Genomic DNA, 23,375 nt, shown 5'->3' with positions numbered 1-23,375 from the left:
TACTAATCTCACTTGTTTCTCTTTCTGAGTTTACTTATGTACCAACTCAAAACAAAAAACATCAAACCGAACTTGTTACTACATCTAAAATTGAAAACAAAACCTCAATTTCAAAATATAATTATAAAGTTTACTGCAACAAAAAGGTATTACACAATAGCTTTACTAATTATAATTTCAAATGTTTGCTTAACAAAAAACTTTTAAATGTTTTAATAACCTTAAAATCTCAAAAGGAAAAAACATTATAGTTTATAAGATATAAGCTTATAGAGCAAAAACTTATTGCTCAAATCAATACAAACGATTACAAAAACAACTTCATAAAGTAATTCTTAATTGCTAAAAATTAGCAATTTTCACTACATGTTTAATTTATTAACATCAATTGTATTGATGTTGTATTATTATATTATTATGAAGTCAATAAAAAAAATATTACGCCTATTGGTATTAGTCGTTATGATAGGATTAGCTTCCGTATTACCAGTTCCTATTACCTTTTACAGAAAAGACAGTATGCCAAAATTTAAAATCGAGCAACTAGATAAAAAGATAGAAGTCAATAATAAAGAAGAAACCAAAGCAATTTTTTAAGGGTAATTTTGAAATACTTATACAGGTTAAATATTTGAATTAAAAGACTAATAAAATCCTAAAAATTAACCCTTTGATTCAGGTAAATTAACACCACGTTTAAGTAAAACAATGCCCATCATAACCAACCATAATACTTTAACATGAAACATTGGCTTGTAGATTTCGTAATTATCTGGAATACCCATAATAATGCCCATAGATAGTAATCCTAATATTGCTGTGAACCATCCAAGCCAAACACTTACTATTTTCCATTTAATTAATGCAGCACCAAGTAACACTAATCCAACACCTGAAAAAACACGTCCAAAACGAATAAAACAGGTTACATATTGATTGGTATATAAAATATTATCAACAAACGCTTGTATTTCAGTAACCGACTTCCCTGCTGTTTGCCCTACTCCCCAGGCGCCAAAATTATAAAAATAAGCATTTGCGATGGCTAAAGTAAAAGTCCCAATAATAACCATACCAGCCCCCGGTAATATAAGGACGCGATACGGTTTTCGTGCCGTTGTTGCAACTAATGCAAACAAGGCAATTCCCATGGTTACCCATCCAAAGATATGAATACGATACATCCAAATCCAATACCAAATATCCTCACCAATTGCTGCAAAATCTGAAGCAACTATATACTCGCCAATGTGATGAGGCGATAACCCCCAACCTATCCATAATAACATTGCTGCCAGAATAAATGACCAACCTGTAAAACTAGTTTCGAAATCTTTTTTCATTTGTTTATTTTATTATTTTTTAACTTATGGATTAACCAAATATTACGAATTATGATATTATAATAGGTGTTTTTAAAATATACGCTTCATTTATATCGATTTATTGAGAAAAATCCAATATAATGCAACCAAAAATGTTTTTTTGTAACATCTGTTACATAAGCTAATTACTTTATTCAATAATATTACTTTTTAAAGTATTGTAAACTGATTTACATCAGTTTGATTACTAAACCAATAGACTGATGTATATCATTTCAATTCTAACTAAAAAAAATTAATATTGATTTACTAAAATGTTTAAGCTTATATATGCTACTGTAACATTAGTTACAAAACATGAGTTTTTAAAGTTGTATTTTAAAATGTTGTTAATTTAAGAAACCATTAATTTTATCTAAATTGAAAAGAAGAGATTTTGTAAAAAAGGCAACATTAAGTTCGTTTGCTACACTCATAGGGACAGAACTAGTTTTTGGTTCTCAAATGCTAAAAGGGTATACGCCATTAGCATTACAAGACCCAGATCCGTTTAAAATGTTCAATAAAAACAAGGAAATGATTGTGCTTAACGATAAACCTTGGAATATTGAGGCTCAAGCGCATTTATTAGATGACAAAATCACACCCAATTCATGCATGTTTATTAGAAATAATGGACTAATTCCTGAAAATATAGACCCGAAGGAGTGGTCATTAACTATTGATGGCGAATCTGTTAAAAATAAAAAAATATACACTTTAGCTGAATTAAAATCAAAATTCAAACACCATTCCTATCAACTAACCCTAGAGTGTGGTGGCAATGGTCGTAGTGAATTTGACCCACCTGCTAAAGGAAACCAATGGACTGTTGGCGCAGTACATTGTGCCTCTTGGACTGGTATTCGTTTAAGAGATATATTAGAAGACGTTGGTATAAAAAACGATGCTGTTTACATTGGCTATCATGCTACAGATAAGCATTTAAGTATGGACCCCAATAAAGAACCTATTTCAAGAGGTTGTCCAATGTCAAAAGCATTGCAAGATGAAACAATTTTAGCTTTTAAAATGAATGGTGAAGATATCCCTGTAGTTCATGGATATCCGTTACGTTTAGTTGCAGGTGGATGGCCAGCTTCAGTTTCTGGTAAATGGGTAAATAGAATTAGTGTTCGAAATAAAATTCATGATGGCACTAAAATGACTGGTACTGCATATAGAGTTCCTTGTAAGCCAGTTGCACCCGGAGAAAAAGTAAAAGATGAAGATATGTGCATAATTGAATCTATGCCCGTAAAATCAATAATTACTTATCCTAAAACTGGTGCATTAATTAGTAAAGGAAAATCTTTAAATATTAGAGGGCATGCTTGGGCTGGTGAACTTGAGGTTTCAAAAATGGAATATTCAATAGATTTTGGATCTACCTGGAAAACTTGTTCTCTCGAAAAACCTAGTAATCGTTTAGCATGGCAACATTTTTCGGCTTCAGTAAATTTCCCGAAACCAGGTTATTACGAGGTTTGGGCAAGAGCAACAGACACAAATAGCATTGCACAACCTATGTTACTACCTGGATGGAATCCAAAAGGATATTTGAATAATGCCTGTCATAGAATTGCTATTAAAGTAAAATAAGATGGACCAAGAAAAAACGTTCAGAAATCAAGTAAAGAAAATTTATCGGTTATTGATAATTTTGTTTAGCTTGTTTGTAATTACTGGAGGTGGTTTGGTTTATTATATGGTTAATCCAGATATATTTGATAATAAATCTAAAACTGTAATTGCAATTCCTGCTGATATTGATGAAGATTTAATTGAAAACGGGATTCATGTTAGAACTGGTTTAGTAAATGCAGAAGGGTTAATGACAGTTGTTAATAATTGTACAAATTGTCATTCGTCAAAATTAGTAACACAAAACAGGATGACAACTGAGCGTTGGAATGAAACGATTAAATGGATGCAGGAGACCCAAAACCTTTGGGATTTGGGAAAAAACCAAGATATTATTGTAAACTATTTAGTTACAAATTACCCACCAATAGCAAAAGGACGACGAATGGTTTTAAAAGATATAAACTGGTATGAACTAAGTAATTAATATTAAATTATAACATAAAAAATAATTAAAATGGAAAAATATTTAGATGCATTTATAAATGCTTTTACAGGAACATTAAATTGGACATGGAAGTCAATAATTTTTGAAGTACCATGGTATACCAATTACTTTTGGGGACTTACTGCTATTTCTCTTTTTGTATGGCTTTTAGAAATAATATTTCCTTGGAGAAAGCAACAGTCTATCTTTAGACGCGATTTTTGGTTAGATGCATTTTATATGTATTTTAACTTTTTCTTATTCTCTATTGTAATTAGCGGTGTTTATGAGATTTTAGGATTACTCTTTGGTGAATTTAATATAACTGCCAAAAGCTTAGCGCTTTTAGACATTTCAAAATGGGCACCTTGGTTACAATTATTGGTTTTCTTTGTTATTCTAGACTTTGTACAATGGTTTACACATGTTTTATTACACAAATATCGTTTTTTATGGAAGTTCCATAAAGTGCATCATAGTGTAAAGGAAATGGGATTTGCAGCTCATTTAAGATATCATTGGATGGAAAACATATTATATAAACCTCTTAAAACTTTTGGTGTTATGATTCTTGGTGGCTTTGAACCAGAACAAGCGTATATAGTTCACTTTATAGCCATAGCTATAGGTCACTTTAACCACTCAAACATTAAAATTACATGGGGACCTTTAAAGTACATCTTTAATAATCCGGTAATGCATTTATACCATCATGCTTTTGTGTTACCAAAAGGCACTTATGGTGTTAATTATGGTATTAGTTTAAGTCTTTGGGATTATATTTTTAAAACCAATTATATACCAGAAGATAGTGGTACCATAGAAATAGGATTTAAAGGTGATGATAAATTTCCTCACGATTTTATTCACCAAAATCTTTATGGTTTTAAAAAAGGTCAAAACTAAAACTTACATCCTTTCTGGAACCTGAATACCAAGTAATTTGAAGCTGTTTTTAATAGTATTAGCAACTACATGAGATAATTGAACTCTAAATGCTTTTTCGGTATCATTATCTGCGCCTAAAATAGACACGTTTTGGTAAAAAGAATTAAATTCTTTTACCAAATCGTAGGTGTAATTTGCTATTAATGCCGGACTATGATTATCTGCAGCATTTTGAACTACCTCTGGGAAAAGCTGTATTTGTTTAATAAGTTCTTTTTCTTTTGGTTGAAGCGCCATCTCGACATTACTAAACACAACATTAGAGTCTAAATTAGCTTTTCTTAAAATAGATTGAATTCTTGCATAGGTATATTGAATAAAAGGCCCTGTATTTCCCTGAAAATCAATCGACTCCTTAGGGTCGAACAAAATACGCTTTTTCGGATCTACTTTTAATATATAATACTTTAATGCCCCTAAACCTATAGTTTTGTAAAGTTCCTTTTTCTCTTCATTGGAATAGCCTTCAAGCTTACCAAGTTCTTCTGAAATTTCTTCAGCTGTTGCTGCCATATCATCAATTAAATCATCAGCATCAACCACAGTACCTTCTCTACTTTTCATCTTTCCACTTGGTAAATCTACCATACCGTAGCTTAAATGATATAAGTTTTTAGCCCAATCAAAACCTAATTTTTTTAATATTAAAAACAACACTTGAAAATGGTAGTCTTGTTCATTTCCAACAGTATAAACCATACCACCAACATCTGGAAAATCTTTAATTCGTTGAATAGCTGTACCAATATCTTGGGTCATGTAAACAGCAGTACCATCTGCGCGTTGTACTATCTTTTTATCAAGGCCATCTTCTGTTAAATCACACCAAACAGAACCATCTTCTTCTTTTTCAAATACACCAGATTTTAATCCTTCAGCAACAAATTCTTTACCTAATAAATACGTATTACTTTCATAATATAATGTATCAAAATTAACACCTAAATTCTGGTAAGTTTCAGCAAAACCATCATAAACCCAACCATTCATTTTTTTCCAAAGTTCAACTATTTCCTTATCACCTGCTTCCCATTTTAAAAGCATTTTTTGAGCCTCTAATAGTAATGGCGCATTCTTTTTAGCATCTTCTTCAGAGCTTCCTTTAGATATTAAATTTTGAATTTCTTTTTTATATTCTTGGTCGAACTTCACATAATAATTACCAACCAATTTATCACCTTTTAAACCTGTAGTCTCTGGTGTTTCGCCATTACCAAATTTCTCCCAAGCCAACATACTTTTACAAATATGAATACCGCGATCATTTATAATTTGAGTTTTATAAACTTTTTTACCCGAAGCTTTTAAAATTTCAGCTACACTAAAACCTAAAAGATTATTTCTTACATGTCCTAAATGCAATGGTTTGTTAGTGTTTGGAGAAGAATATTCAACCATTACTGCTTTTTCTTCTGCTTTAGGTGCTACAAAACCAAACAAATCATTATTCATTATTTTATTAAAGAAATTTATATAATAACTATCATTAATTTCAATATTTAAAAAACCTTTAACAACATTATATGCTTTTACATCTTCAACGTTTTCTACTAAAAAATTTCCAATTGTTTCACCTATTTGCACTGGGTTTCCTTTTATAAAGCGAAGCATTGGAAAAACAACTACAGTAATATCTCCTGCAAACTCTTTTCTTGTTGCTTGAAATTCGACTGTTTCCAGATTAACATTAAAATCAGATTTAACAGCTTGTTTTACATAATGTGATAAAGTCTCTTGAAGGCTCATTTTACTAATTTTTAAGGCTGCAAAGATAGAATTTTAAATCAAGTTTAACCTCTAATTCATTTTGAAATTGATTATATTAGACTCTATGAAGAAGTCGCTTATTCTTATAATAATTTTAAGCTTAGTTTTTAATTGTTCTAAGTCTAATGTTGAGCCTACTAAAAATTTACAGGCAACCTTCTATAAAGGCATGGATTTATCGTTTCAATCTGAGCTAGAAGCCTATAATATTCTATATAAAGACGCCAATAACCATCCAATAGAATTACTTGATTATGTATCTAACAACGGCACAAACTTAGTACGTTTAAAACTTTGGCACACTCCTAAAGATGGCCAAAATAGCTTATTGAAAGTTATTGCTTATGCTAAACGTATTAAAAATAAAAACATGCATTTTTTATTAGACTTTCACTATAGTGATTATTGGGCCGACCCAGGAAAGCAAACACCACCAGAAGCTTGGCAAAACATGAATTATGATGAAATAAAAATTGCTTTATATAATTACACAAAAAATGTAGTACAAGAATTAAAAAATAAGAATGTTTTACCAGAAATAATACAAATAGGCAATGAGACTGATAGTGGTTTTTTATGGAATCACGGCAAGGTTTGGAATGAGTTTTCAAATAATTGGGGAAATTATACAGGTTTATTATATGAAGCAATAAAAGCTGTTAAAGAAGTTGATAATTCAATTAAAATTATGCTTCATCACTCTAGTGTAGAAAATGCCATTTATTTTTTTAATGAATTAAAGCCATTTAACATAGACTTTGATATGATAGGATTATCTTATTATCCGCAATTTCAAATTAAAGATTTAGGCATAATTCAATCTAAATTAAATGAATTAGCATTAACTTTTAATAAAGAAATATTAATAGTTGAAACCGCTTATCCTTTTACGTTACAATGGAATGATAATAACACAAATTATATTGGATACAGTAATCAAGTTCTAAGTGAATTCCCAACAACTCCCGAAGGTCAAAAAACTTATTTACAATGGTTAGTGTCTACTATTAAAAAAATTCCAAACAACAAAGGTGTTGGGTTTTGTTATTGGGCACCAGACTGGGTAGCTTTTAATGGAAATGAAGTGACTTCTACCAAAGGAAGTTCTTGGGAAAACCAATGTTTATTTGATTTTAATTATAATGCCCTACCAGCTTTTGATGCTTTTAAAACTAATTAGCTGATAATAAAATATTTTATAGATAAACAAACCGCTTAACACTACTATTCTTACTTTTGTTTAAAAAATATTTTACAATCAAAATATAACAGAATTTGTTTGTATAAGTGCTCTTTTTCCATGATTTCTACCGTTTGTCTATTCGTCGATTTTTAGCTGATTTTTTTGGTGTCATTTCATCTAATTTATTGGTATTAAAACCTAGAAATTAGATTATAAATATCCTTTTTTCAACTTTTGTGTGGTAATGCTATTAATTCATGTTTTTTTGAATTAAAATTTAAATACCAACAAGTAATTACAGATAAAAAAAGCAATCTTATATTCCCTCAAATTTAAGACCTAACTCATATTGCTTTTTTCTAGATGTAATTTAAATGTTAGAATGAGGAGATTAATTACTTTATTACTTATGTTATCTATGTGTATTAGTTTTTCACAAACTAATGATATAGATAGTCTTGCTCTAGAACTAGCTTTTCAGGAAAAAGATTCACTTAAAGTAGAAACCTCTCTAAAGCTTATAAAGAAACTCTACGACACTAAAAATTACGAAAGAGCTATTAAATATATCATAGAAAGTGAAAAACTCTCAAATGCAATAAATTACAAATTAGCCATCGCAGAAATCACATATTATAAAGCTTTGATTTATGCAGAAAAAAATGATTATTTAAACGCTATTAGTGGCTACAACAAATCAAAAAACTTATTTAACTCATTAAAAGATACTTTAAGTATTGCAAAAGTTAACAATAGTATTGGCTTAATAGAAATTAAAAGAGGCAATTACAATAAAGGCTTACAATATTCATTATCAGCAATAAAAGAGCTTGAAAAAAGAAACCTTACTAATGAACTTAATTTAGCCTATAGCAACTTAGCAAATGCATATTATAACATAAATGTATTCGAAAAAGCAATCGAATTTTATGAAAAATCATTAAGTACTCAAATAATACTTAACGATAAAAAAGGTATAAACGAATCGCATAGCAAACTAGCAGAGCTTTATTCAAACAAAAAAGAACATAGGAAAGCAATTGACTATTATGAAAAAGTTCTTGAAGGAAATGAATTAAACAATGATTCTGTACGAGGACAAGTGTTCCCTAAACTTGGTGGTGAATATTTAAAATTTAACGACTATGATAATGCAACCAAATATCTAATAAAGGGTTATAACATTAACACTCGTACAAAAAACAAAGCGGGTTTATTATTAGCATTAAATAATTTAGGCGATTTAAATTTACAACAAGGGCGATTAAAGATAGCCGAAAAACAACTTCTAGAAGCAGGTGATATAGCTAAAGACTTAAACAACAAAACAGAACTTTTAAAACACTATAAATTGATGAGATCGTTAGACTCAACAAGAAAGCGTTTTGACAGAGCATTTGTTTGGCAACGTGAATATTACCAATTAAATAATAGCCTTAAAAAAAATGAGGCTAAAATAAACGCACACACAGAAACACCTTTTGAGTTAGATCTAAATACCACTAACTTAGATAAACCTGAAGAAATAAAAACCATAAACCAACCAAAAAATGATTCAATAAAATCAAATAAGACATTAGAGAAATATAAAATTATTCTTTATGGCTTACTTGCCGCCCTTATTGTAGTATCAGCACTATTAATTTTAATCTATTTAAAACGTAATAGCAACATAAAATACATGCAAGAGCTTGAAGAAAAAAATGTTAAGATTGAGTTACAAAACGAAGCTTTTTTAGAACAAACCAAGCATCTTGAAAATGTAAATAATGTTAAAGACAAATTATTCTCTATTGTTTCTCACGATTTAAAAGACTCATTATCATCCATAAATGGTTTTATCGATTTATTAAAAGATGGTTCTTTATCTCGAGAAGAGTTTGATGGTTTAATACCAGAATTAAGTGAAAATGCTAATAATGCATCTTTATTACTTTTCAATCTATTAAACTGGTCTAAATCCCAAATGCAATCCTTAGAACCTAAACCAAGTTTATTCGACATTCAAGAAGTTTTTGAAACAAAAGTGAAGCTTATTGAACAACGAATGGAAAACAAGGGTATTGAATTGATTGACCATTCTTTAAGAGATTTTGCTTATGCCGATAGAAGTATGTTTGAAATTGTTGTACAAAACCTACTTGCAAACGCTCTAAAGTTTTGTAAAAACGGCGATACTATCACTATTTCAAACCACATTAGTAATGGTAGTTGTATTGTTAGCATAGCAGATACAGGCATAGGTATTTCAAAAGAAAACATTGGTAAGCTATTTAACAATAGCTCTTTTACAACAATGGGTACAGACAATGAAAAAGGAACAGGCTTAGGGCTCTCTATTTGTAAAGAATTGGTGGAATTAAACCATGGTAAAATATGGGTTGAAAGTACAAAAGGTATTGGTAGTACATTTTACGTACAATTACCTAAATCTAGACCTACCTCTTAATTTAAAAATATTTTAACGTTACCACAAGGGTCGGGCTTTCACTACTCGCTTCCTCCTATTGTCGGCGAGCTCAAACAAACCGTTCAATCCCTAACGCATATTTCCGCAAAATTTAGGCTTTAGGTAAAAACACTTCGGCCATCATACAACGTGCACTACCTCCTCCACAAGTTTCAATAGTATTTAATGAACTTGATAGTATTTTAGTATGTGATTTAAGTGTTTTAATTTGAGATTCGGTAAGAGCATCATAAGCCGCTTGACTCATAATTAAGTAACGCTCATTATTAGCACCTTTTACTTGAAGCATATTACCAGCAAAATTATTAACTTGTTTCTCTGTAATATCAATTATAGTCTTACCGTCTTCTTTTAGATGTTTAATAACTTGTTTACGTTCTTTTTTATCATCAATACTACTTAAACATATTACTGCGAAAGTTTCACCTATACACATCATAACATTTGTATGGTAAATTGCTTTACGCTCACCATTTACAGTTTGATATGAATTGAAAACTACAGGGGAAAACTCAAAATCTTCGCAAAATTCAATAAACAAATCTTCATCTGCTCTAGGAGATAAAGCACAATAAGCTTTTCTGTTTTCACGGTCCAAAATAATGCTTCCTGTACCTTCTAAAAATACATGCTCCTCCTCTGCACTCGTATAATCAATAATATTATTAATAATAAACCCCTTTTCTTCTAAAGTATCGAGTATATCTTCTCTTCGCTCTAGGCGTCTATTTTCTGCAAACATAGGATATAAACCAATATCGCCATTTTCATGAAACGACACCCAATTATTTGGAAAAATTGAATCTGGGGTATCTGTTTCCTCTGTATCATTAAATACCAAAACATCAACACCAATAGCTCTTAATTTATCCACATAAGTATCAAACTCTTTTTGCGCTTTTGTATTAATGCTTTCAGGTAAAACACCTTTAATAGATTCTTGATAATAATTATTTACAGCTGTTTGCTCGTTCATCCTAAAATTTACAGGACGAATCATTAAAATGGTATTTGTTGTTTGTTGCATTTTTAAATTAATCTCTAATTAATGGCATTGTTGTACATCTTAATAAGCCTTCTTGCTTACCAATTTCGGCGTAAGGTACTTCTTCGACTGTGAAACCTTGTTCTCTTAACCAAATATTTAGTCTAGTAAAATTCTTTTCAGAAATAATTACATCTTCAGAAATTGAAAAAACATTACTACACATTTGATACATTTCATCTTTTGTAATTTCAAAAACATTTTCTTTTCCAAAGAAATTAACTAACCATTCATATTCTTTTTCAATTAAAAACCCATTTTTATGAATGATTGCTTTTCCTTTACCTAAAGGATTAAAACAACAATCTAAATGCAATGCATTTTCTTTTGGGTTTGTATTAGATTTTCTTAGCTCAAAGGATTTCACAGTTTTATTTGGAAATAGTTCTTTTATAGCTAATACTGCTTCAATATTTGTTCGTGCAGTTATTAATTCTGAGTAATCATTACCAGAATAAGTACCTATAAATATATAATCATTCCATGGCATAACATCACCTCCTTCTACATGGCAAGCTTCTGGCAGTATTATACGCTTATCTTCTGCAACTTGTTTCCAGATATAATCTATAGCTTCTACCTCTTCTTCTCTATGTGGTAAAATATTTGCTTCAATCATAACATCGTCAATTACAAAAGCAATATCTCTAGCAAAAATTTGATTACAATCCTTAATTACTTGTGGTCTGTAAACTTGTACATTATACTTTTCAAAAACCTTAGCTACAGCATCCATTTCCTTAATCATATCATGTTCTGTAGGGTATGTACCTGCTAAAATATGTTCTATACTTTTTGGGTCGTAACAGTCTTCAACTTTAGGGATTGGTCCATTACTTTCTGCTGTACCAAGTACAACAGCACGTAATCTAGAGGTTTCATTTTTAACATTTAATTTTATCATATATTTTGAATAAAAAATATCAACAAATTACAATTTCTAAAACTAAGAATAATAAAATACTTATTTTGTTTTTTTCTAAAAAAGAACCTGTATTAAATAAAAAAAGCTTCATGAAAAATCATGAAGCTTTTTTTAAATTATAACTTTTAAATTTCTTATCTATTCTCAACTGGTACAAATTTTCTTTCAGTAGCACCTATGTAGACTTGTCTTGGTCTTCCTATTGGTTCTTTTCTTAAACGCATTTCTCTCCATTGTGCAATCCAACCTGGTAAACGTCCAATTGCAAACATTACAGTAAACATTTCGGTTGGTATCCCCATAGCTCTGTAAATAATTCCTGAATAAAAATCTACATTTGGATATAGTTTTCTGTCTACAAAATATTTATCCTCTAAAGCTTCTTTTTCAAGCCCTTTGGCGATATCTAATATTGGATCTTCTATTCCTAAATCATGTAATACTTGATCTGCAGCTTTCTTTATAATTCTAGCACGAGGATCGAAATTTTTGTATACACGATGACCAAAGCCCATTAATCTAAAAGGATCATTTTTATCTTTAGCTTTCTCCATGTATTTTTTAGTATCTCCTCCATCTGCTTGAATAGCTTCTAACATTTCTATTACTGCTTGATTTGCGCCACCATGAAGTGGTCCCCATAATGCAGAAATACCCGCAGAAATTGATGCAAACAAACCAGCATGAGAAGAACCAACTATTCTTACTGTAGAAGTTGAGCAATTCTGTTCATGATCTGCATGTAATATCAATAATTTATCCAAAGCATCAACTAAAACTGGATTCTGAACATAACAGCTATTTGGTCTAGAAAACATCATTTTAAGAATATTCTCTACGTAACCAAGTGTATTATCACCATAATCTAATGGTTGACCTTGTTTTTTTCGCATTGTCCATGCAACTAATACAGGCATTTTACCAAGAATTCTAACTACTGATTTATACATTTCAGCTTCTGAAGATACATCAACAGAAGTAGGATTAAATGCTGTTAATGCACTTGTTAAAGAAGAAATAACTCCCATTGGGTGGGCTGATTTAGGAAAAGCATCCAAAATCTTTTTAATATCTTCATCAATTACAGACTCTGCTTTAATATCATCATGAAATTTATCATTCTGCTCTTTAGTAGGTAACTCACCAAAAATTAACAAATATGCTACCTCAATAAAATCAACTTTATCTGCTACATCTTCTATAGCATATCCACGATATCTTAAAATTCCTTTTTCACCATCTAAAAATGTAATTGCACTTTCACAAGACCCTGTATTTTTAAATCCAGGATCAACTGTAATAACACCTCCAGTTGTAGACCTAAGTTTAGAAATATCAATTGCTACTTCATTTTCTGTACCTTTAACTAATGGGAATTCGTACTTTTTACCTTCAATTTCAATTTTAGCTGTATTTGCCATATTCTTATTTAGTGAATTTAATTTTTTTGCGGAATGCTAAGCTACGAAATATCTATTTATTTTTTAAGTTTATCTACAACGATTTCGTCGATTTGAGAAATTTTAAAATAGATACTATATAAAAAAAGCGATTGTTAATAAACAATCGCTTTTGATATAAAAAATTAAATAATTTTTATTTTATTTTAAAAGCATTTTCTCCAGGAAAATAAGCAACTTCTCCTAATTCTTCTTCGATACGAAGTAATTGATTGTATTTTGCCATACGATCACTACGTGAAGCAGATCCTGTTTTTATTTGTCCTGTGTTTAATGCTACAGCTAAATCTGCAATAGTATTATCTTCAGTTTCTCCAGAACGGTGAGACATTACAGAAGTATATCCTGCATTATGTGCCATATTTACAGCTGCAATAGTTTCTGTTAATGTTCCTATTTGGTTTACTTTAATTAAAATAGAATTCGCTATACCTTCTTTAATTCCTCTAGATAAACGCTCTACGTTAGTTACAAATAAATCATCACCAACCAATTGTACTTTATCGCCAATTAATTCAGTTAAATATTTAAACCCTTCCCAGTCGTTTTCATCCATACCATCTTCAATAGAAATAATAGGATATTTACCAGCTAGTTCAGCTAAATACTCAGCTTGTTCTTTGCTTGTTCTTATAACACCTGTATCACCTTCAAATTTCTTATAATCGTATTTACCGTCAACAAAAAATTCGGCTGCAGCACAATCAAGAGCAATCTTAACTTCATCTCCAAATTTATAACCTGCATTTTCTACTGCTTTTGCAATAGTATCTAATGCATCTTCAGTACCTCCAGCTAGGTTTGGAGCAAATCCACCCTCATCTCCTACTGCAGTACTAAGATCTCTGTCGTGTAATACTTTTTTAAGGTTATGGAAAATTTCAGTACCCATTTGCATAGCGTGTGTAAAGTTTTTAGCTTTAACAGGCATAATCATAAATTCTTGAAATGCAATTGGAGCATCACTATGAGAACCACCGTTAATAATGTTCATCATTGGTAATGGTAACGTATTTGCAGAAACACCACCTACATAACGGTATAATGGCATATTTAACTCATTAGCTGCAGCTTTAGCTACTGCTAAAGAGACACCTAAAATAGCGTTTGCACCTAATTTTGATTTATTTGGCGTTCCATCTAAATCAATCATTATTTTATCAATAAGGTTTTGTTCAAAAACTGAAACACCTAATAACTCTTCAGCTATAGTTGTATTTACATTTTCAACAGCTTTCAAAACACCTTTACCCATATAAGTATTTCCACCATCGCGTAATTCAACAGCTTCATGTTCTCCAGTTGATGCTCCTGATGGAACAGCAGCTCTACCTAATATATTATTTTCAGTTACTACATCTACTTCAACAGTTGGATTACCTCTTGAGTCTAGAATTTGTCTTGCATGGATATTAATTATTATACTCATAATTAGTTTGTTTTTAATCTTTTAATTACTTCAAATTTACGTTTAAATCTTGTTTAATTTTAGATGTTTTTAAAGAAATTATCAAAATTGCATCTATAACGTTTTAGTAATAATAAACTTCAATATAGAAATCTAATATTGAAGTTTATTATACGTTTTTATTTCTTTAAATTTTCAATGAATTGATCGAAAAGATAAGATGAATCATGAGGTCCTGGGCTTGCTTCTGGGTGATATTGTACAGAAAATACTTTTTTGTTTTTCATTGCTAAACCAGCTACAGTATCATCGTTTAAATGTACATGTGTAATCTCTAGGTTTGAGTTAGCTTCGGCATCTTCTCTATTTACAGCAAAACCATGATTTTGAGATGTAATTTCACCTTTACCTGTAATTAAATTTTTTACAGGATGATTTATACCTCTATGCCCATTATGCATTTTATATGTTGAAACGCCATTGGCTCTTGCTATAACTTGATGTCCTAAACATATACCAAATAAAGGTAAATCTCTTTTTATAATTTCTTTAGCTACGTTTTGTGCTTCAATTAATGGTTCTGGATCTCCAGGCCCATTGGATAAAAAGTATCCATCTGGTTTAAATGCTTCAAGATCTTCAAACTTTGAGTTGTATGGAAAAACTTTAATATAAGCATCTCTACTTGCTATATTTCTTAATATATTTTTTTTGATTCCGATATCTAAAGCTGCTACTTTGTATGTTGCATTTTCATCACCAAAATAATAAGGTTCTTTAGTAGAAACTTTTGATGCTAATTCTAGTCCTTCCATATTAGGAACTTCGGCTAATTGCTTTTTTAATCCTTCAATATTATCTACATCAGTAGAAATAACAGCATTCATTGCACCGTGATCTCTAATATAGCTTACTAAAGCTCTAGTATCAACATCTGATATAGCTAATAAGTTATTTTTATCTAGAAAATCTTCCAGAGAACCATCTGCAGCATCTCTTGAATATTCGTAACTGAAATTTTTTACGATTAAACCTGCAATTTTAATTGAATCTGACTCTACTTCATTATCATTAACACCGTAGTTACCAATATGAGCATTGGTAGCAACCATGAGTTGACCATAATAAGAAGGATCAGTAAAAATTTCTTGATAGCCAGTCATACCTGTATTAAAACAAACCTCTCCGAATGAAGTTCCTTGTTTATTACCAACTGCTTTACCGTAAAAAATAGTTCCATCTGCTAGAAGAACGATGGCTTTTTGTCTTTTTTGATATTTCATATTCGTTTAAAAAGTTTTGCAAAATTGCTAAAAAAAAAGGATAAACTAAAATAGTTTATCCTTTATATATTAAATGATTATTAACATTTATATGATTGAGTTATAATAATTGAAAATTTCCTTAATATCAGGGTCTTTTTTAAATGACAAACTATGCTCATTTAAAAAACTTTTTATTTCATCTTTTTTGTCTGACATTAATTTTAATATGGTAGACTTTTTAAGTTTAATTTCTTCCAATTCACCATTTCTATCAACAAAGTAGCTTGTTTTTATATCAATTTTATCTGCTTTCATTTTTTGTTGAGTCATTGGGTTAACAGTACCAGGACTTATAACAGCATTATAAGATTTTAACAAACTCACTTTATCTCCTTCTTGAATTAATTCTAAGAAATAATTTGAGCCTTTACCAGCAACTTGTTTTTTTACAAATACTTTACTACCTAATATTACTTTTTTAATTGATTGAGAATTAAAAGCAAATATTGAATCTTTAGAACCATCATTACCCATATTAGCTTCAAAACGATTGAATCTAACATTAAAATTAACTTTTGGCACCTTGTAACCTTCGTTTCCTATTAAATAAAAAGATCCAATATTACCCCAGTTACTAAATAAATAATATGAACCTTCTACTTTTGCTTTAGATGAACTTGACTTGATCCATACTCCACTATTAGATCCTGCACTTACTTGAACGCCTCCATACATGTTTGAAGCCGAAGTACCTGAACCAATAATTTCACTATTTTGAGAAAAGGTTTGATTTGTTATAATAATAACTAGTAATAAAAATATTTTTTTCATATTTAATTTATTGAATTTAAATACAAACTTATGAAAGAAAAAAAAGGATAAACTAAAATAGTTTATCCTTTATGTTTTATTTAACGTTTATTAACATTTACTCTTCTTCGTTTGATGCTTTAGTATCAACTGGAGGAGTAGCTGGTTTAGAACCACCTCTTCTACTTCTTCTAGTAGTTTTCTTTTTCTCTTTTCCAGCGTTATAGATTTCGTTATAATCAACTAGTTCTATCATTGCCATATCAGCATTATCACCTAAACGATTTCCAAGTTTTATAATTCTAGTATAACCTCCTGGTCTGTCTGCTATTTTAGCAGCTACATCTCTAAACAATTCTGCTACTGCATCTTTTTGTCTTAACTTAGCCATTACTTGACGTCTGTTGTGCGTTGTATCAACCTTAGATTTAGTAATCATTGGCTCTACAAACTGCTTTAATGCTTTAGCCTTAGCTACAGTTGTGTTAATACGTTTGTGCTCAATTAAAGAACAAGCCATATTAGCTAACATAGCTTTTCTATGCGCTGTTTGTCTTCCTAAGTGGTTTACTTTTTTTCCGTGTCTCATGACATTTGTTTTATCATCTTGCTACTAAACTCGTAAATCGAGGAGCAAAATATGATTAATTAATCTTTATCTAATTTATATTTACTTAAATCCATTCCGAAGTTTAACCCCTTAACATTTACAAGCTCTTCAAGCTCTGTTAAAGACTTCTTACCGAAGTTTCTGAATTTCATTAAATCATTTTTATTGAAAGATACTAAATCACCTAAAGTATCTACTTCTGCAGCTTTTAAACAGTTAAGTGCTCGTACAGATAAATCCATATCTATTAACTTTGTTTTAAGCAACTGTCTCATATGAAGTGATTCTTCATCATAAGTTTCAGTTTGTGCAATTTCATCAGCTTCTAATGTAATACGCTCATCAGAGAATAACATGAAGTGGTGAATTAAAGTTTTAGCACCTTCAGTTAAAGCGTCTTGTGGAGTAATTGACCCATCTGTGATAATTTCAAAAACTAATTTTTCATAATCTGTTTTTTGCTCAACACGATAGTTTTCAATACTATACTTAACATTCTTTATTGGTGTGTAAATAGAATCTGTAAAAATAGTTCCAATTGGTGCTGAAGCTTTTTTGTTTTCTTCTGCTGGAACATATCCTCTACCTTTTTCTATTGTAATTTCCATATTGAAATTAACTTTAGGATCTAAGTTACAGATAACTAGTTCTGTATTTAAAACTTGGAATCCAGAAATAAATTTCTGAAAATCACCTGCTGTAATTTTATCTTGACCAGAAATTGAAATAGAAATTGATTCATTATCAATATCCTCAATTTGTCTTTTAAAACGAGCTTGCTTTAAATTTAAGATGATTTCAGTTACATCTTCAACGACACCTGCGATTGCTGAAAACTCATGATCTACACCTTCTATTCTAACAGAAGTTATTGCAAATCCTTCTAAAGAAGATAATAAAACTCTTCTTAATGCATTTCCTACTGTTAGTCCGTAACCAGGTTCTAAAGGTCTGAATTCGAATTTACCTTCGAAATCAGTAGAATCAATCATGATTACTTTATCTGGTTTTTGAAAATTAAATACTGCCATATTTCTTCGTTTTAATTGTTATTTGGTTGCGCGATTTAAAAGTTTGAAGAAGACTAATAAATCCTTTGGCCAAATACCAATGTGATTAATTTTATTATTTAGAGTATAATTCTACGATGAATTGTTCGTTTATGTTTTCTGGAATTTGAATTCTAGCAGGTACTGAAACATAAGTTCCTTGTTTTGTATCTGTATTCCAAGTAATCCATTCATAAACGTTACTTGAATTTGAAAGTGATCTTTCAATAGCTTCAAGCGATTTTGATTTTTCTCTAACTGCTACAACATCACCTGCTTTTAATGAATATGAAGGAATATTAACTAACTCCCCATTTACTGTAATGTGTCTGTGTGATACTAATTGTCTTGCACCGCTTCTTGTAGGAGCTATTCCCATTCTGAATACAACATTGTCTAATCTAGATTCACAAAGCTGTAATAAAACTTCACCAGTAATACCTTGTGCAGCTCTAGCTTTTTTAAATAATCCTCTAAATTGACGCTCTAATATACCGTAAGTATATTTAGCTTTTTGCTTTTCCATTAATTGGATAGCGTATTCAGATTTTTTCCCACGTCTTCTGTTGTTACCATGTTGACCTGGTGGGTAATTTCTTTTTTCGAATGATTTGTCATCTCCGAATATAGCTTCGCCAAATTTACGAGCTATTTTAGTTTTAGGACCAGTATATCTTGCCATTTTAAAATTGTTTTGAGAGTGATTATGAATTAAGGTCTTAATCTTATCCTTCGAAAATCGTTGATCTCTCGTTAATACTTGTTAATTATTTTTTTTGAGTGTGCAAATTTACGCAAAAAATTAATATCATCTGATAATCAGATGATATTAATTTTAGACTTTGCTTTATTTAAATCCAGTTAATTAATAAAGGATTAAACTCTTCTTCTTTTAGGAGGACGACATCCATTATGAGGTAATGGAGTAACATCAATAATTTCAGTTACTTCAATTCCTGCATTATGAATAGAACGAATAGCAGATTCTCTACCATTACCTGGTCCTTTAACATACACCTTTACTTTTTTCAATCCAGCTTCAGATGCAACTCCTGCAGCATCTTCAGCAGCTAATTGAGCAGCATAAGGTGTGTTTTTCTTAGAACCTCTAAATCCCATTTTACCAGCTGAAGACCATGAAATTACATCTCCTTTTTTATTGGTAAGTGAAATAATGATGTTATTGAAAGAAGCTGTTACGTGTGCTTCTCCAACTGCATCAACAATAACTTTACGTTTTTTTGTGCTTGTTTTTGCCATTTTATTTTTAGCTTTTAGTTTTAGTGATAGTCGCTAGAATCCTAAACTATTATAATTTCAAACAGATTCCTTCCAACGTCTAAATACTAAAGACTAATTATTATTTAGTTGCTTTTTTCTTATTAGCAACAGTTTTTCTTCTACCTTTTCTAGTTCTAGAGTTGTTCTTAGTACGTTGTCCTCTTAATGGAAGACCTGATCTATGACGAATACCTCTGTAACATCCAATATCCATTAATCTCTTAATGTTCAATTGAGTTTCAGAACGTAATTCACCTTCGATAGTAAAAGTTCCAACAGCATCACGAATTCCAGAAATTTGGTCATCGGTCCAGTCCTGAACTTTTGTACTTTCATCAACTTTAGCAACCGCTAAAATTTCTTTTGCTCTACTTCTACCTACTCCGTAGATATAAGTTAAAGAGATAACTCCTCTTTTGTTTTTTGGTATGTCTACACCTGCAATTCTTGCCATAATTACCCTTGTCTTTGTTTAAATCTAGGATTCTTTTTGTTAATTACGTAAAGTCTTCCTTTTCTACGCACAATCTTACAATCTGCGCTTCTTTTTTTAACTGATGCTCTTACTTTCATCGTATTAGTATCTATAAGTTATTCGAGCCTTAGTTAAATCGTAAGGACTCATTTCTAATTTTACTTTATCTCCAGGTAATAATTTAATATAATGCATACGCATTTTACCAGAAATATGTGCGGTCACGATATGACCATTTTCTAATTCAACACGAAACATAGCATTTGATAATGCCTCAATAATTGTTCCGTCTTGTTCTATTGCTGCTTGTTTTGCCATAGTATAAAATTAAGCTACTGCTTTTCTATTTTTACCTGTTTTCATCAAACCATCATAGTGCCTATTTAACAAATAAGAATTTATTTGTTGCATAGTATCAATTGCAACTCCAACCATAATTAGTAATGATGTTCCTCCGAAAAATAAAGCCCATCCTTGTTGAACTCCCATAAGCTTAACAATAAATGCTGGAAACACAGCAATAAGTGCTAAAAATATAGAACCTGGTAAGGTTATTTGAGACATTATTTTATCTAAATATTCAGATGTTTCAGAACCTGGTCTAATACCTGGTATAAAACCTCCACTACGTTTTAAATCGTCTGCCATTTTATTGGTAGGAACCGTTATTGCAGTATAAAAGTAAGTAAATACTATAATTAATAATGCAAATGTTAAATTATACCAAAAACCAAACATATCAGAATAGTTTGTTTGCATCCATGCTCCTGCTGCAGTTTCTTTTAAGAAAGAAGATCCTCCAATTAAACTTGGTACAAACATAATTGCTTGAGCAAATATTATAGGCATAACTCCAGAAGCATTAAGCTTTAATGGAATATACTGTCTTGAACCAGCCATAGCACTTTTTTCGTAACCACCAGAAGCAGTTCTTCTAGCATACTGCACTGCAATTTTTCTAACTCCCATTACTAAAAGAATAGATGCTAAAATAATAACAAACCAAATTACAAATTCTATTAGTACCATCATTAAACCACCGTTACCTCCACCTTCTAATCTAGTGGCTGCATTTTGTAAAAATGATTGTGGTAATGTAGCAATAATACCTACCATAATTAATAATGAAATACCATTTCCAATACCTTTATCCGTGATTTTTTCTCCTAACCACATTGCAAAAATACAACCTGTTACTAATATAGTAACTGAAGAAAAATAGAATAATGGTCCTGTACCTAAAAGGAAAGCACTTTGAGGAATTCCTAAAGCTGGTAAACTTGCTAAATATCCAGGCGCTTGTAATAAACAGATAGCTATTGTTAACCAACGTGTAATCTGATTTATTTTTTTCTGGCCACTAGCTCCCTCTTTTTGTAATTTCTGTAAATAAGGAATAGCAATACCCATTAACTGTACAACAATAGAAGCAGAAATGTATGGCATGATACCTAAAGCAAAAACCGAGGCATTAGCGAATGCACCACCTGTAAAAGCATTAAGCAAACCTAACAAACCTCCGTCTGTTTTTTCAGCTAAACCTCCTAATTGAGCTGCATCAATACCTGGTAATACTACTTGGGCACCAAAACGATAAACTAATAACAGACTCAAAGTAACTATGATTCTGTTTCTTAGCTCTTCAATTTTCCAAACATTCTTTATTGATTCTATAAATTTCATACTTATAAAAAGTCTTATATAGTTACAGCTTCTCCTCCAGCAGCTTCAATAGCAGCTTTTGCTGAAGCAGTAAACTTATGAGCAGTTACTTTTAATTTTGCTTTTAATTCTCCACGACCCATGATTTTAACTAAATCATTTTTATCGACTAAACGATTTGTGAATAATGTTTCAAAATCTACTGTATCTTTAATTTTCTTATCATCAACCAATTGTTGCAATGTATCAAGATTGATACCTTGGTGCTCAATACGGTTAACGTTAGTAAAACCAAACTTAGGAACACGTCTTTGAAGTGGCATTTGACCACCTTCAAATCCTAGTTTCTTAGAATAACCAGAACGAGATTTAGCTCCTTTGTGACCACGAGTTGCCGTACCACCTTTACCAGAACCTTGTCCTCTACCTATTCTTTTACCTTGGTTTTTTACTGAACCTTCTGCAGGTTTTAAATTACTTAAATCCATTTTCAGTTTATATTTTTAAGCTTCTTCAACAGAAACTAAATGTGAAACTTTAGCAACCATACCAAGAATATTTGGTGTAGCTTCATGCTCTTTAACTTGACCAATCTTTTTAAGACCAAGAGCTTCTAAAGTTCTTTTTTGTCTTTGCGTACGATTGATTGCGCTTTTAACTTTTTTTACTTTAATTTTTGCCATTTCTGTCTTTATTAAGCGTTAAAAACTTGTTCAAGTGTAATACCTCTATCTCTAGCAATTGCATTTGCATCCCTTAATTGTAATAAAGCATCAAAAGTTGCTTTTACTACGTTGTGAGGGTTTGATGAACCTTGAGATTTTGATAATACATCATGTACACCAACTGCCTCAAGAACTGTTCTTACAGCACCACCAGCAATTACACCTGTACCTGGAGCAGCAGGAATAATATTTACTCTAGCTCCACCAAATTTACCTTTTTGCTCATGTGGTAATGTACCTTTAATAATAGGAATTCTAACTAAGTTTTTCTTAGCATCTTCAACAGCTTTTGCAATTGCACTAGCTACATCTTTAGATTTACCTAAACCTTGTCCTACAACACCAGCTTCATCTCCAACTACAACAATAGCTGAAAAACCAAATGCTCTACCACCTTTAGTTACTTTTGTAACTCTTTGTACACCAACTAAACGATCTTTAAGATCTAATCCACCTGGTTTTACTAATTCTGCACTTTTATATTTTTTAAACATAATTTCTTAGAATTTAAGTCCTGCTTCTCTAGCACCTTCTGCTAGTGATTTTACTCTTCCGTGGTATAAATATCCACCTCTATCAAAAGCAATAGTTTCTAAACCTGCTTTTATAGCTTTTTCAGCAAGTGATTTACCAACTAACTTAGCTACTTCTGATTTAGTTGCTTTCGCAGAACTAATATCTTTATCTCTTGAAGATGCGGCACTAATAGTATTACCATTTACATCATCAATTATCTGAGCATAAATTTCTTTATTGCTTCTATAAACAGCTAATCTAGGTCTTGTTTCTGTACCAGAAACAACCTTACGGATTCTGTTTTTTATTCTTAATCTTCTTTCGTTCTTTGTCAATGCCAT

General features: G+C 30.8%; 26 protein-coding genes. 6 read left to right on the top strand and 20 right to left on the bottom strand.

The genetic code is table 11. The annotated features are described in order from the left end of the window. The first annotated feature begins 417 nt into the window (after positions 1-417). On the top strand, positions 418-597 hold the full coding sequence (locus tag Q0842_RS05775) for a hypothetical protein (RefSeq protein ID WP_298495362.1): 180 nt from the start codon (positions 418-420) through the stop codon (positions 595-597). Positions 598-662: 65 nt separating this feature from the next. On the opposite strand, the gene Q0842_RS05770 is transcribed toward Q0842_RS05775, so the two are convergent. Then, positions 663-1,343, bottom strand: a complete 681-nt coding sequence (locus tag Q0842_RS05770) for a hypothetical protein (RefSeq protein ID WP_298495359.1) — start codon at positions 1,341-1,343, stop codon at positions 663-665. A 402-nt stretch (positions 1,344-1,745) separates the two neighbouring features. Between Q0842_RS05770 and Q0842_RS05765 the strand changes: the two genes are divergently transcribed. The 3 genes from Q0842_RS05765 to Q0842_RS05755 are packed head-to-tail and all read left to right on the top strand — an operon-like array spanning position 1,746 to position 4,341. After that, entirely contained in the window at positions 1,746-2,966 is a 1,221-nt protein-coding gene (locus Q0842_RS05765) for a sulfite oxidase (RefSeq protein ID WP_298495357.1), read from the top strand. Between the two features lies 1 nt (position 2,967). Beyond that, a complete protein-coding gene (locus tag Q0842_RS05760; protein ID WP_298495355.1) occupies positions 2,968-3,435 on the top strand; it encodes a monoheme cytochrome C in 468 nt (155 codons plus the stop codon). Between the two features lie 30 nt (positions 3,436-3,465). Then, positions 3,466-4,341, top strand: a complete 876-nt coding sequence (locus tag Q0842_RS05755) for a sterol desaturase family protein (RefSeq protein ID WP_298495352.1) — start codon at positions 3,466-3,468, stop codon at positions 4,339-4,341. 3 nt (positions 4,342-4,344) lie between these two features. On the opposite strand, the gene argS is transcribed toward Q0842_RS05755, so the two are convergent. Further along, positions 4,345-6,129, bottom strand: coding sequence for an arginine--tRNA ligase (gene argS, locus Q0842_RS05750; protein WP_298495349.1), 1,785 nt, complete (start codon positions 6,127-6,129; stop codon positions 4,345-4,347). 85 nt (positions 6,130-6,214) lie between these two features. On the opposite strand from argS, the gene Q0842_RS05745 reads away from it, so the two are divergent. Together Q0842_RS05745 and Q0842_RS05740 are read left to right on the top strand one after the other, a co-directional pair. After that, positions 6,215-7,330, top strand: a complete 1,116-nt coding sequence (locus Q0842_RS05745) for a glycosyl hydrolase 53 family protein (protein ID WP_298495347.1) — start codon at positions 6,215-6,217, stop codon at positions 7,328-7,330. Between the two features lie 385 nt (positions 7,331-7,715). Next, the gene (locus Q0842_RS05740) at positions 7,716-9,782 is read left to right on the top strand and encodes a tetratricopeptide repeat-containing sensor histidine kinase (protein WP_298495344.1); all 2,067 of its coding nucleotides are present in this window, start codon (positions 7,716-7,718) and stop codon (positions 9,780-9,782) included. Between the two features lie 112 nt (positions 9,783-9,894). On the opposite strand, the gene ctlX is transcribed toward Q0842_RS05740, so the two are convergent. The 18 genes from ctlX to rplR all read right to left on the bottom strand — a co-directional run bounded on the left by ctlX (position 9,895) and on the right by rplR (position 23,375). Beyond that, positions 9,895-10,830: a citrulline utilization hydrolase CtlX gene (gene ctlX / locus Q0842_RS05735; RefSeq protein ID WP_298495341.1), complete on the bottom strand. Its 936-nt coding sequence runs from the start codon at positions 10,828-10,830 to the stop codon at positions 9,895-9,897. A gap of 7 nt (positions 10,831-10,837) precedes the next feature. Further along, positions 10,838-11,752 carry a dimethylarginine dimethylaminohydrolase family protein gene (locus Q0842_RS05730; protein WP_298495339.1) on the bottom strand — a complete coding sequence of 305 codons (915 nt, stop codon included), beginning with the start codon at positions 11,750-11,752 and terminating at the stop codon, positions 10,838-10,840. 155 nt (positions 11,753-11,907) lie between these two features. Further along, positions 11,908-13,194 carry a citrate synthase gene (locus Q0842_RS05725; RefSeq protein WP_298495336.1) on the bottom strand — a complete coding sequence of 429 codons (1,287 nt, stop codon included), beginning with the start codon at positions 13,192-13,194 and terminating at the stop codon, positions 11,908-11,910. A 175-nt stretch (positions 13,195-13,369) separates the two neighbouring features. Beyond that, positions 13,370-14,662 carry a phosphopyruvate hydratase gene (gene eno, locus Q0842_RS05720; protein WP_298495334.1) on the bottom strand — a complete coding sequence of 431 codons (1,293 nt, stop codon included), beginning with the start codon at positions 14,660-14,662 and terminating at the stop codon, positions 13,370-13,372. 158 nt (positions 14,663-14,820) lie between these two features. Beyond that, complete coding sequence (gene carA / locus Q0842_RS05715) at positions 14,821-15,924, bottom strand: glutamine-hydrolyzing carbamoyl-phosphate synthase small subunit (protein WP_298495332.1); 1,104 nt, start codon at positions 15,922-15,924, stop codon at positions 14,821-14,823. Positions 15,925-16,011: 87 nt separating this feature from the next. After that, on the bottom strand, positions 16,012-16,737 hold the full coding sequence (locus Q0842_RS05710) for a hypothetical protein (RefSeq protein ID WP_298495329.1): 726 nt from the start codon (positions 16,735-16,737) through the stop codon (positions 16,012-16,014). A 97-nt stretch (positions 16,738-16,834) separates the two neighbouring features. Continuing rightward, the gene (rplQ, locus tag Q0842_RS05705) at positions 16,835-17,305 is read right to left on the bottom strand and encodes a 50S ribosomal protein L17 (RefSeq protein WP_298495326.1); all 471 of its coding nucleotides are present in this window, start codon (positions 17,303-17,305) and stop codon (positions 16,835-16,837) included. 59 nt (positions 17,306-17,364) lie between these two features. After that, positions 17,365-18,357 carry a DNA-directed RNA polymerase subunit alpha gene (locus tag Q0842_RS05700; RefSeq protein ID WP_042505212.1) on the bottom strand — a complete coding sequence of 331 codons (993 nt, stop codon included), beginning with the start codon at positions 18,355-18,357 and terminating at the stop codon, positions 17,365-17,367. A 94-nt stretch (positions 18,358-18,451) separates the two neighbouring features. Next, positions 18,452-19,057, bottom strand: a complete 606-nt coding sequence (gene rpsD / locus Q0842_RS05695) for a 30S ribosomal protein S4 (protein WP_298495319.1) — start codon at positions 19,055-19,057, stop codon at positions 18,452-18,454. Positions 19,058-19,251: 194 nt separating this feature from the next. Further along, complete coding sequence (gene rpsK / locus Q0842_RS05690) at positions 19,252-19,635, bottom strand: 30S ribosomal protein S11 (protein WP_298495317.1); 384 nt, start codon at positions 19,633-19,635, stop codon at positions 19,252-19,254. Between the two features lie 100 nt (positions 19,636-19,735). After that, positions 19,736-20,110, bottom strand: coding sequence for a 30S ribosomal protein S13 (rpsM, locus tag Q0842_RS05685; RefSeq protein WP_298495314.1), 375 nt, complete (start codon positions 20,108-20,110; stop codon positions 19,736-19,738). 2 nt (positions 20,111-20,112) lie between these two features. Continuing rightward, complete coding sequence (ykgO, locus tag Q0842_RS05680) at positions 20,113-20,229, bottom strand: type B 50S ribosomal protein L36 (RefSeq protein WP_013305171.1); 117 nt, start codon at positions 20,227-20,229, stop codon at positions 20,113-20,115. Between the two features lie 4 nt (positions 20,230-20,233). Further along, complete coding sequence (gene infA, locus Q0842_RS05675) at positions 20,234-20,449, bottom strand: translation initiation factor IF-1 (protein ID WP_007094967.1); 216 nt, start codon at positions 20,447-20,449, stop codon at positions 20,234-20,236. 9 nt (positions 20,450-20,458) lie between these two features. Continuing rightward, the gene (gene secY / locus Q0842_RS05670; RefSeq protein ID WP_298495312.1) at positions 20,459-21,814 is read right to left on the bottom strand and encodes a preprotein translocase subunit SecY; all 1,356 of its coding nucleotides are present in this window, start codon (positions 21,812-21,814) and stop codon (positions 20,459-20,461) included. Positions 21,815-21,828: 14 nt separating this feature from the next. Beyond that, positions 21,829-22,281, bottom strand: coding sequence for a 50S ribosomal protein L15 (rplO, locus tag Q0842_RS05665; RefSeq protein ID WP_298495310.1), 453 nt, complete (start codon positions 22,279-22,281; stop codon positions 21,829-21,831). A gap of 15 nt (positions 22,282-22,296) precedes the next feature. Continuing rightward, positions 22,297-22,476: a 50S ribosomal protein L30 gene (gene rpmD, locus Q0842_RS05660; RefSeq protein WP_019386285.1), complete on the bottom strand. Its 180-nt coding sequence runs from the start codon at positions 22,474-22,476 to the stop codon at positions 22,297-22,299. 11 nt (positions 22,477-22,487) lie between these two features. Next, positions 22,488-23,012, bottom strand: coding sequence for a 30S ribosomal protein S5 (gene rpsE, locus Q0842_RS05655; protein ID WP_298495305.1), 525 nt, complete (start codon positions 23,010-23,012; stop codon positions 22,488-22,490). Positions 23,013-23,018: 6 nt separating this feature from the next. Continuing rightward, complete coding sequence (gene rplR / locus Q0842_RS05650) at positions 23,019-23,375, bottom strand: 50S ribosomal protein L18 (RefSeq protein ID WP_298495302.1); 357 nt, start codon at positions 23,373-23,375, stop codon at positions 23,019-23,021.

The sequence above is a fragment of the uncultured Algibacter sp. genome (genome assembly GCF_947495675.1).
In the GTDB taxonomy this organism is placed as follows: domain Bacteria; phylum Bacteroidota; class Bacteroidia; order Flavobacteriales; family Flavobacteriaceae; genus Algibacter_B.
The sequence above is the reverse complement of the archived record's forward strand: the minus strand, read 5'-3'. Positions and strand labels throughout refer to the sequence as shown.

Bases quoted from the DNA above. Each gene is read 5' to 3' on its own strand.
- rplO (WP_298495310.1), bottom strand. From the start codon at position 22,281: ATGGATTTAAGTAATTTAAAACCTGCAGAAGGTTCAGTAAAAAACCAA.
- rpsM (WP_298495314.1), bottom strand. From the start codon at position 20,110: ATGGCAAGAATTGCAGGTGTAGACATACCAAAAAACAAAAGAGGAGTT.
- ctlX (WP_298495341.1), bottom strand. From the start codon at position 10,830: ATGCAACAAACAACAAATACCATTTTAATGATTCGTCCTGTAAATTTT.
- Q0842_RS05700 (WP_042505212.1), bottom strand. From the start codon at position 18,357: ATGGCAGTATTTAATTTTCAAAAACCAGATAAAGTAATCATGATTGAT.
- secY (WP_298495312.1), bottom strand. From the start codon at position 21,814: ATGAAATTTATAGAATCAATAAAGAATGTTTGGAAAATTGAAGAGCTA.
- Q0842_RS05775 (WP_298495362.1), top strand. From the start codon at position 418: ATGAAGTCAATAAAAAAAATATTACGCCTATTGGTATTAGTCGTTATG.
- Q0842_RS05730 (WP_298495339.1), bottom strand. From the start codon at position 11,752: ATGATAAAATTAAATGTTAAAAATGAAACCTCTAGATTACGTGCTGTT.
- rpsE (WP_298495305.1), bottom strand. From the start codon at position 23,012: ATGTTTAAAAAATATAAAAGTGCAGAATTAGTAAAACCAGGTGGATTA.
- argS (WP_298495349.1), bottom strand. From the start codon at position 6,129: ATGAGCCTTCAAGAGACTTTATCACATTATGTAAAACAAGCTGTTAAA.
- Q0842_RS05710 (WP_298495329.1), bottom strand. From the start codon at position 16,737: ATGAAAAAAATATTTTTATTACTAGTTATTATTATAACAAATCAAACC.
- rpsK (WP_298495317.1), bottom strand. From the start codon at position 19,635: ATGGCAAAAACAAGCACAAAAAAACGTAAAGTTATTGTTGATGCAGTT.
- Q0842_RS05770 (WP_298495359.1), bottom strand. From the start codon at position 1,343: ATGAAAAAAGATTTCGAAACTAGTTTTACAGGTTGGTCATTTATTCTG.
- Q0842_RS05745 (WP_298495347.1), top strand. From the start codon at position 6,215: ATGAAGAAGTCGCTTATTCTTATAATAATTTTAAGCTTAGTTTTTAAT.
- carA (WP_298495332.1), bottom strand. From the start codon at position 15,924: ATGAAATATCAAAAAAGACAAAAAGCCATCGTTCTTCTAGCAGATGGA.
- rplQ (WP_298495326.1), bottom strand. From the start codon at position 17,305: ATGAGACACGGAAAAAAAGTAAACCACTTAGGAAGACAAACAGCGCAT.
- eno (WP_298495334.1), bottom strand. From the start codon at position 14,662: ATGAGTATAATAATTAATATCCATGCAAGACAAATTCTAGACTCAAGA.
- ykgO (WP_013305171.1), bottom strand. From the start codon at position 20,229: ATGAAAGTAAGAGCATCAGTTAAAAAAAGAAGCGCAGATTGTAAGATT.
- Q0842_RS05760 (WP_298495355.1), top strand. From the start codon at position 2,968: ATGGACCAAGAAAAAACGTTCAGAAATCAAGTAAAGAAAATTTATCGG.
- rpmD (WP_019386285.1), bottom strand. From the start codon at position 22,476: ATGGCAAAAATTAAAGTAAAAAAAGTTAAAAGCGCAATCAATCGTACG.
- rplR (WP_298495302.1), bottom strand. From the start codon at position 23,375: ATGGCATTGACAAAGAACGAAAGAAGATTAAGAATAAAAAACAGAATC.
- Q0842_RS05725 (WP_298495336.1), bottom strand. From the start codon at position 13,194: ATGGCAAATACAGCTAAAATTGAAATTGAAGGTAAAAAGTACGAATTC.
- rpsD (WP_298495319.1), bottom strand. From the start codon at position 19,057: ATGGCAAGATATACTGGTCCTAAAACTAAAATAGCTCGTAAATTTGGC.
- Q0842_RS05755 (WP_298495352.1), top strand. From the start codon at position 3,466: ATGGAAAAATATTTAGATGCATTTATAAATGCTTTTACAGGAACATTA.
- infA (WP_007094967.1), bottom strand. From the start codon at position 20,449: ATGGCAAAACAAGCAGCAATAGAACAAGACGGAACAATTATTGAGGCA.
- Q0842_RS05740 (WP_298495344.1), top strand. From the start codon at position 7,716: ATGAGGAGATTAATTACTTTATTACTTATGTTATCTATGTGTATTAGT.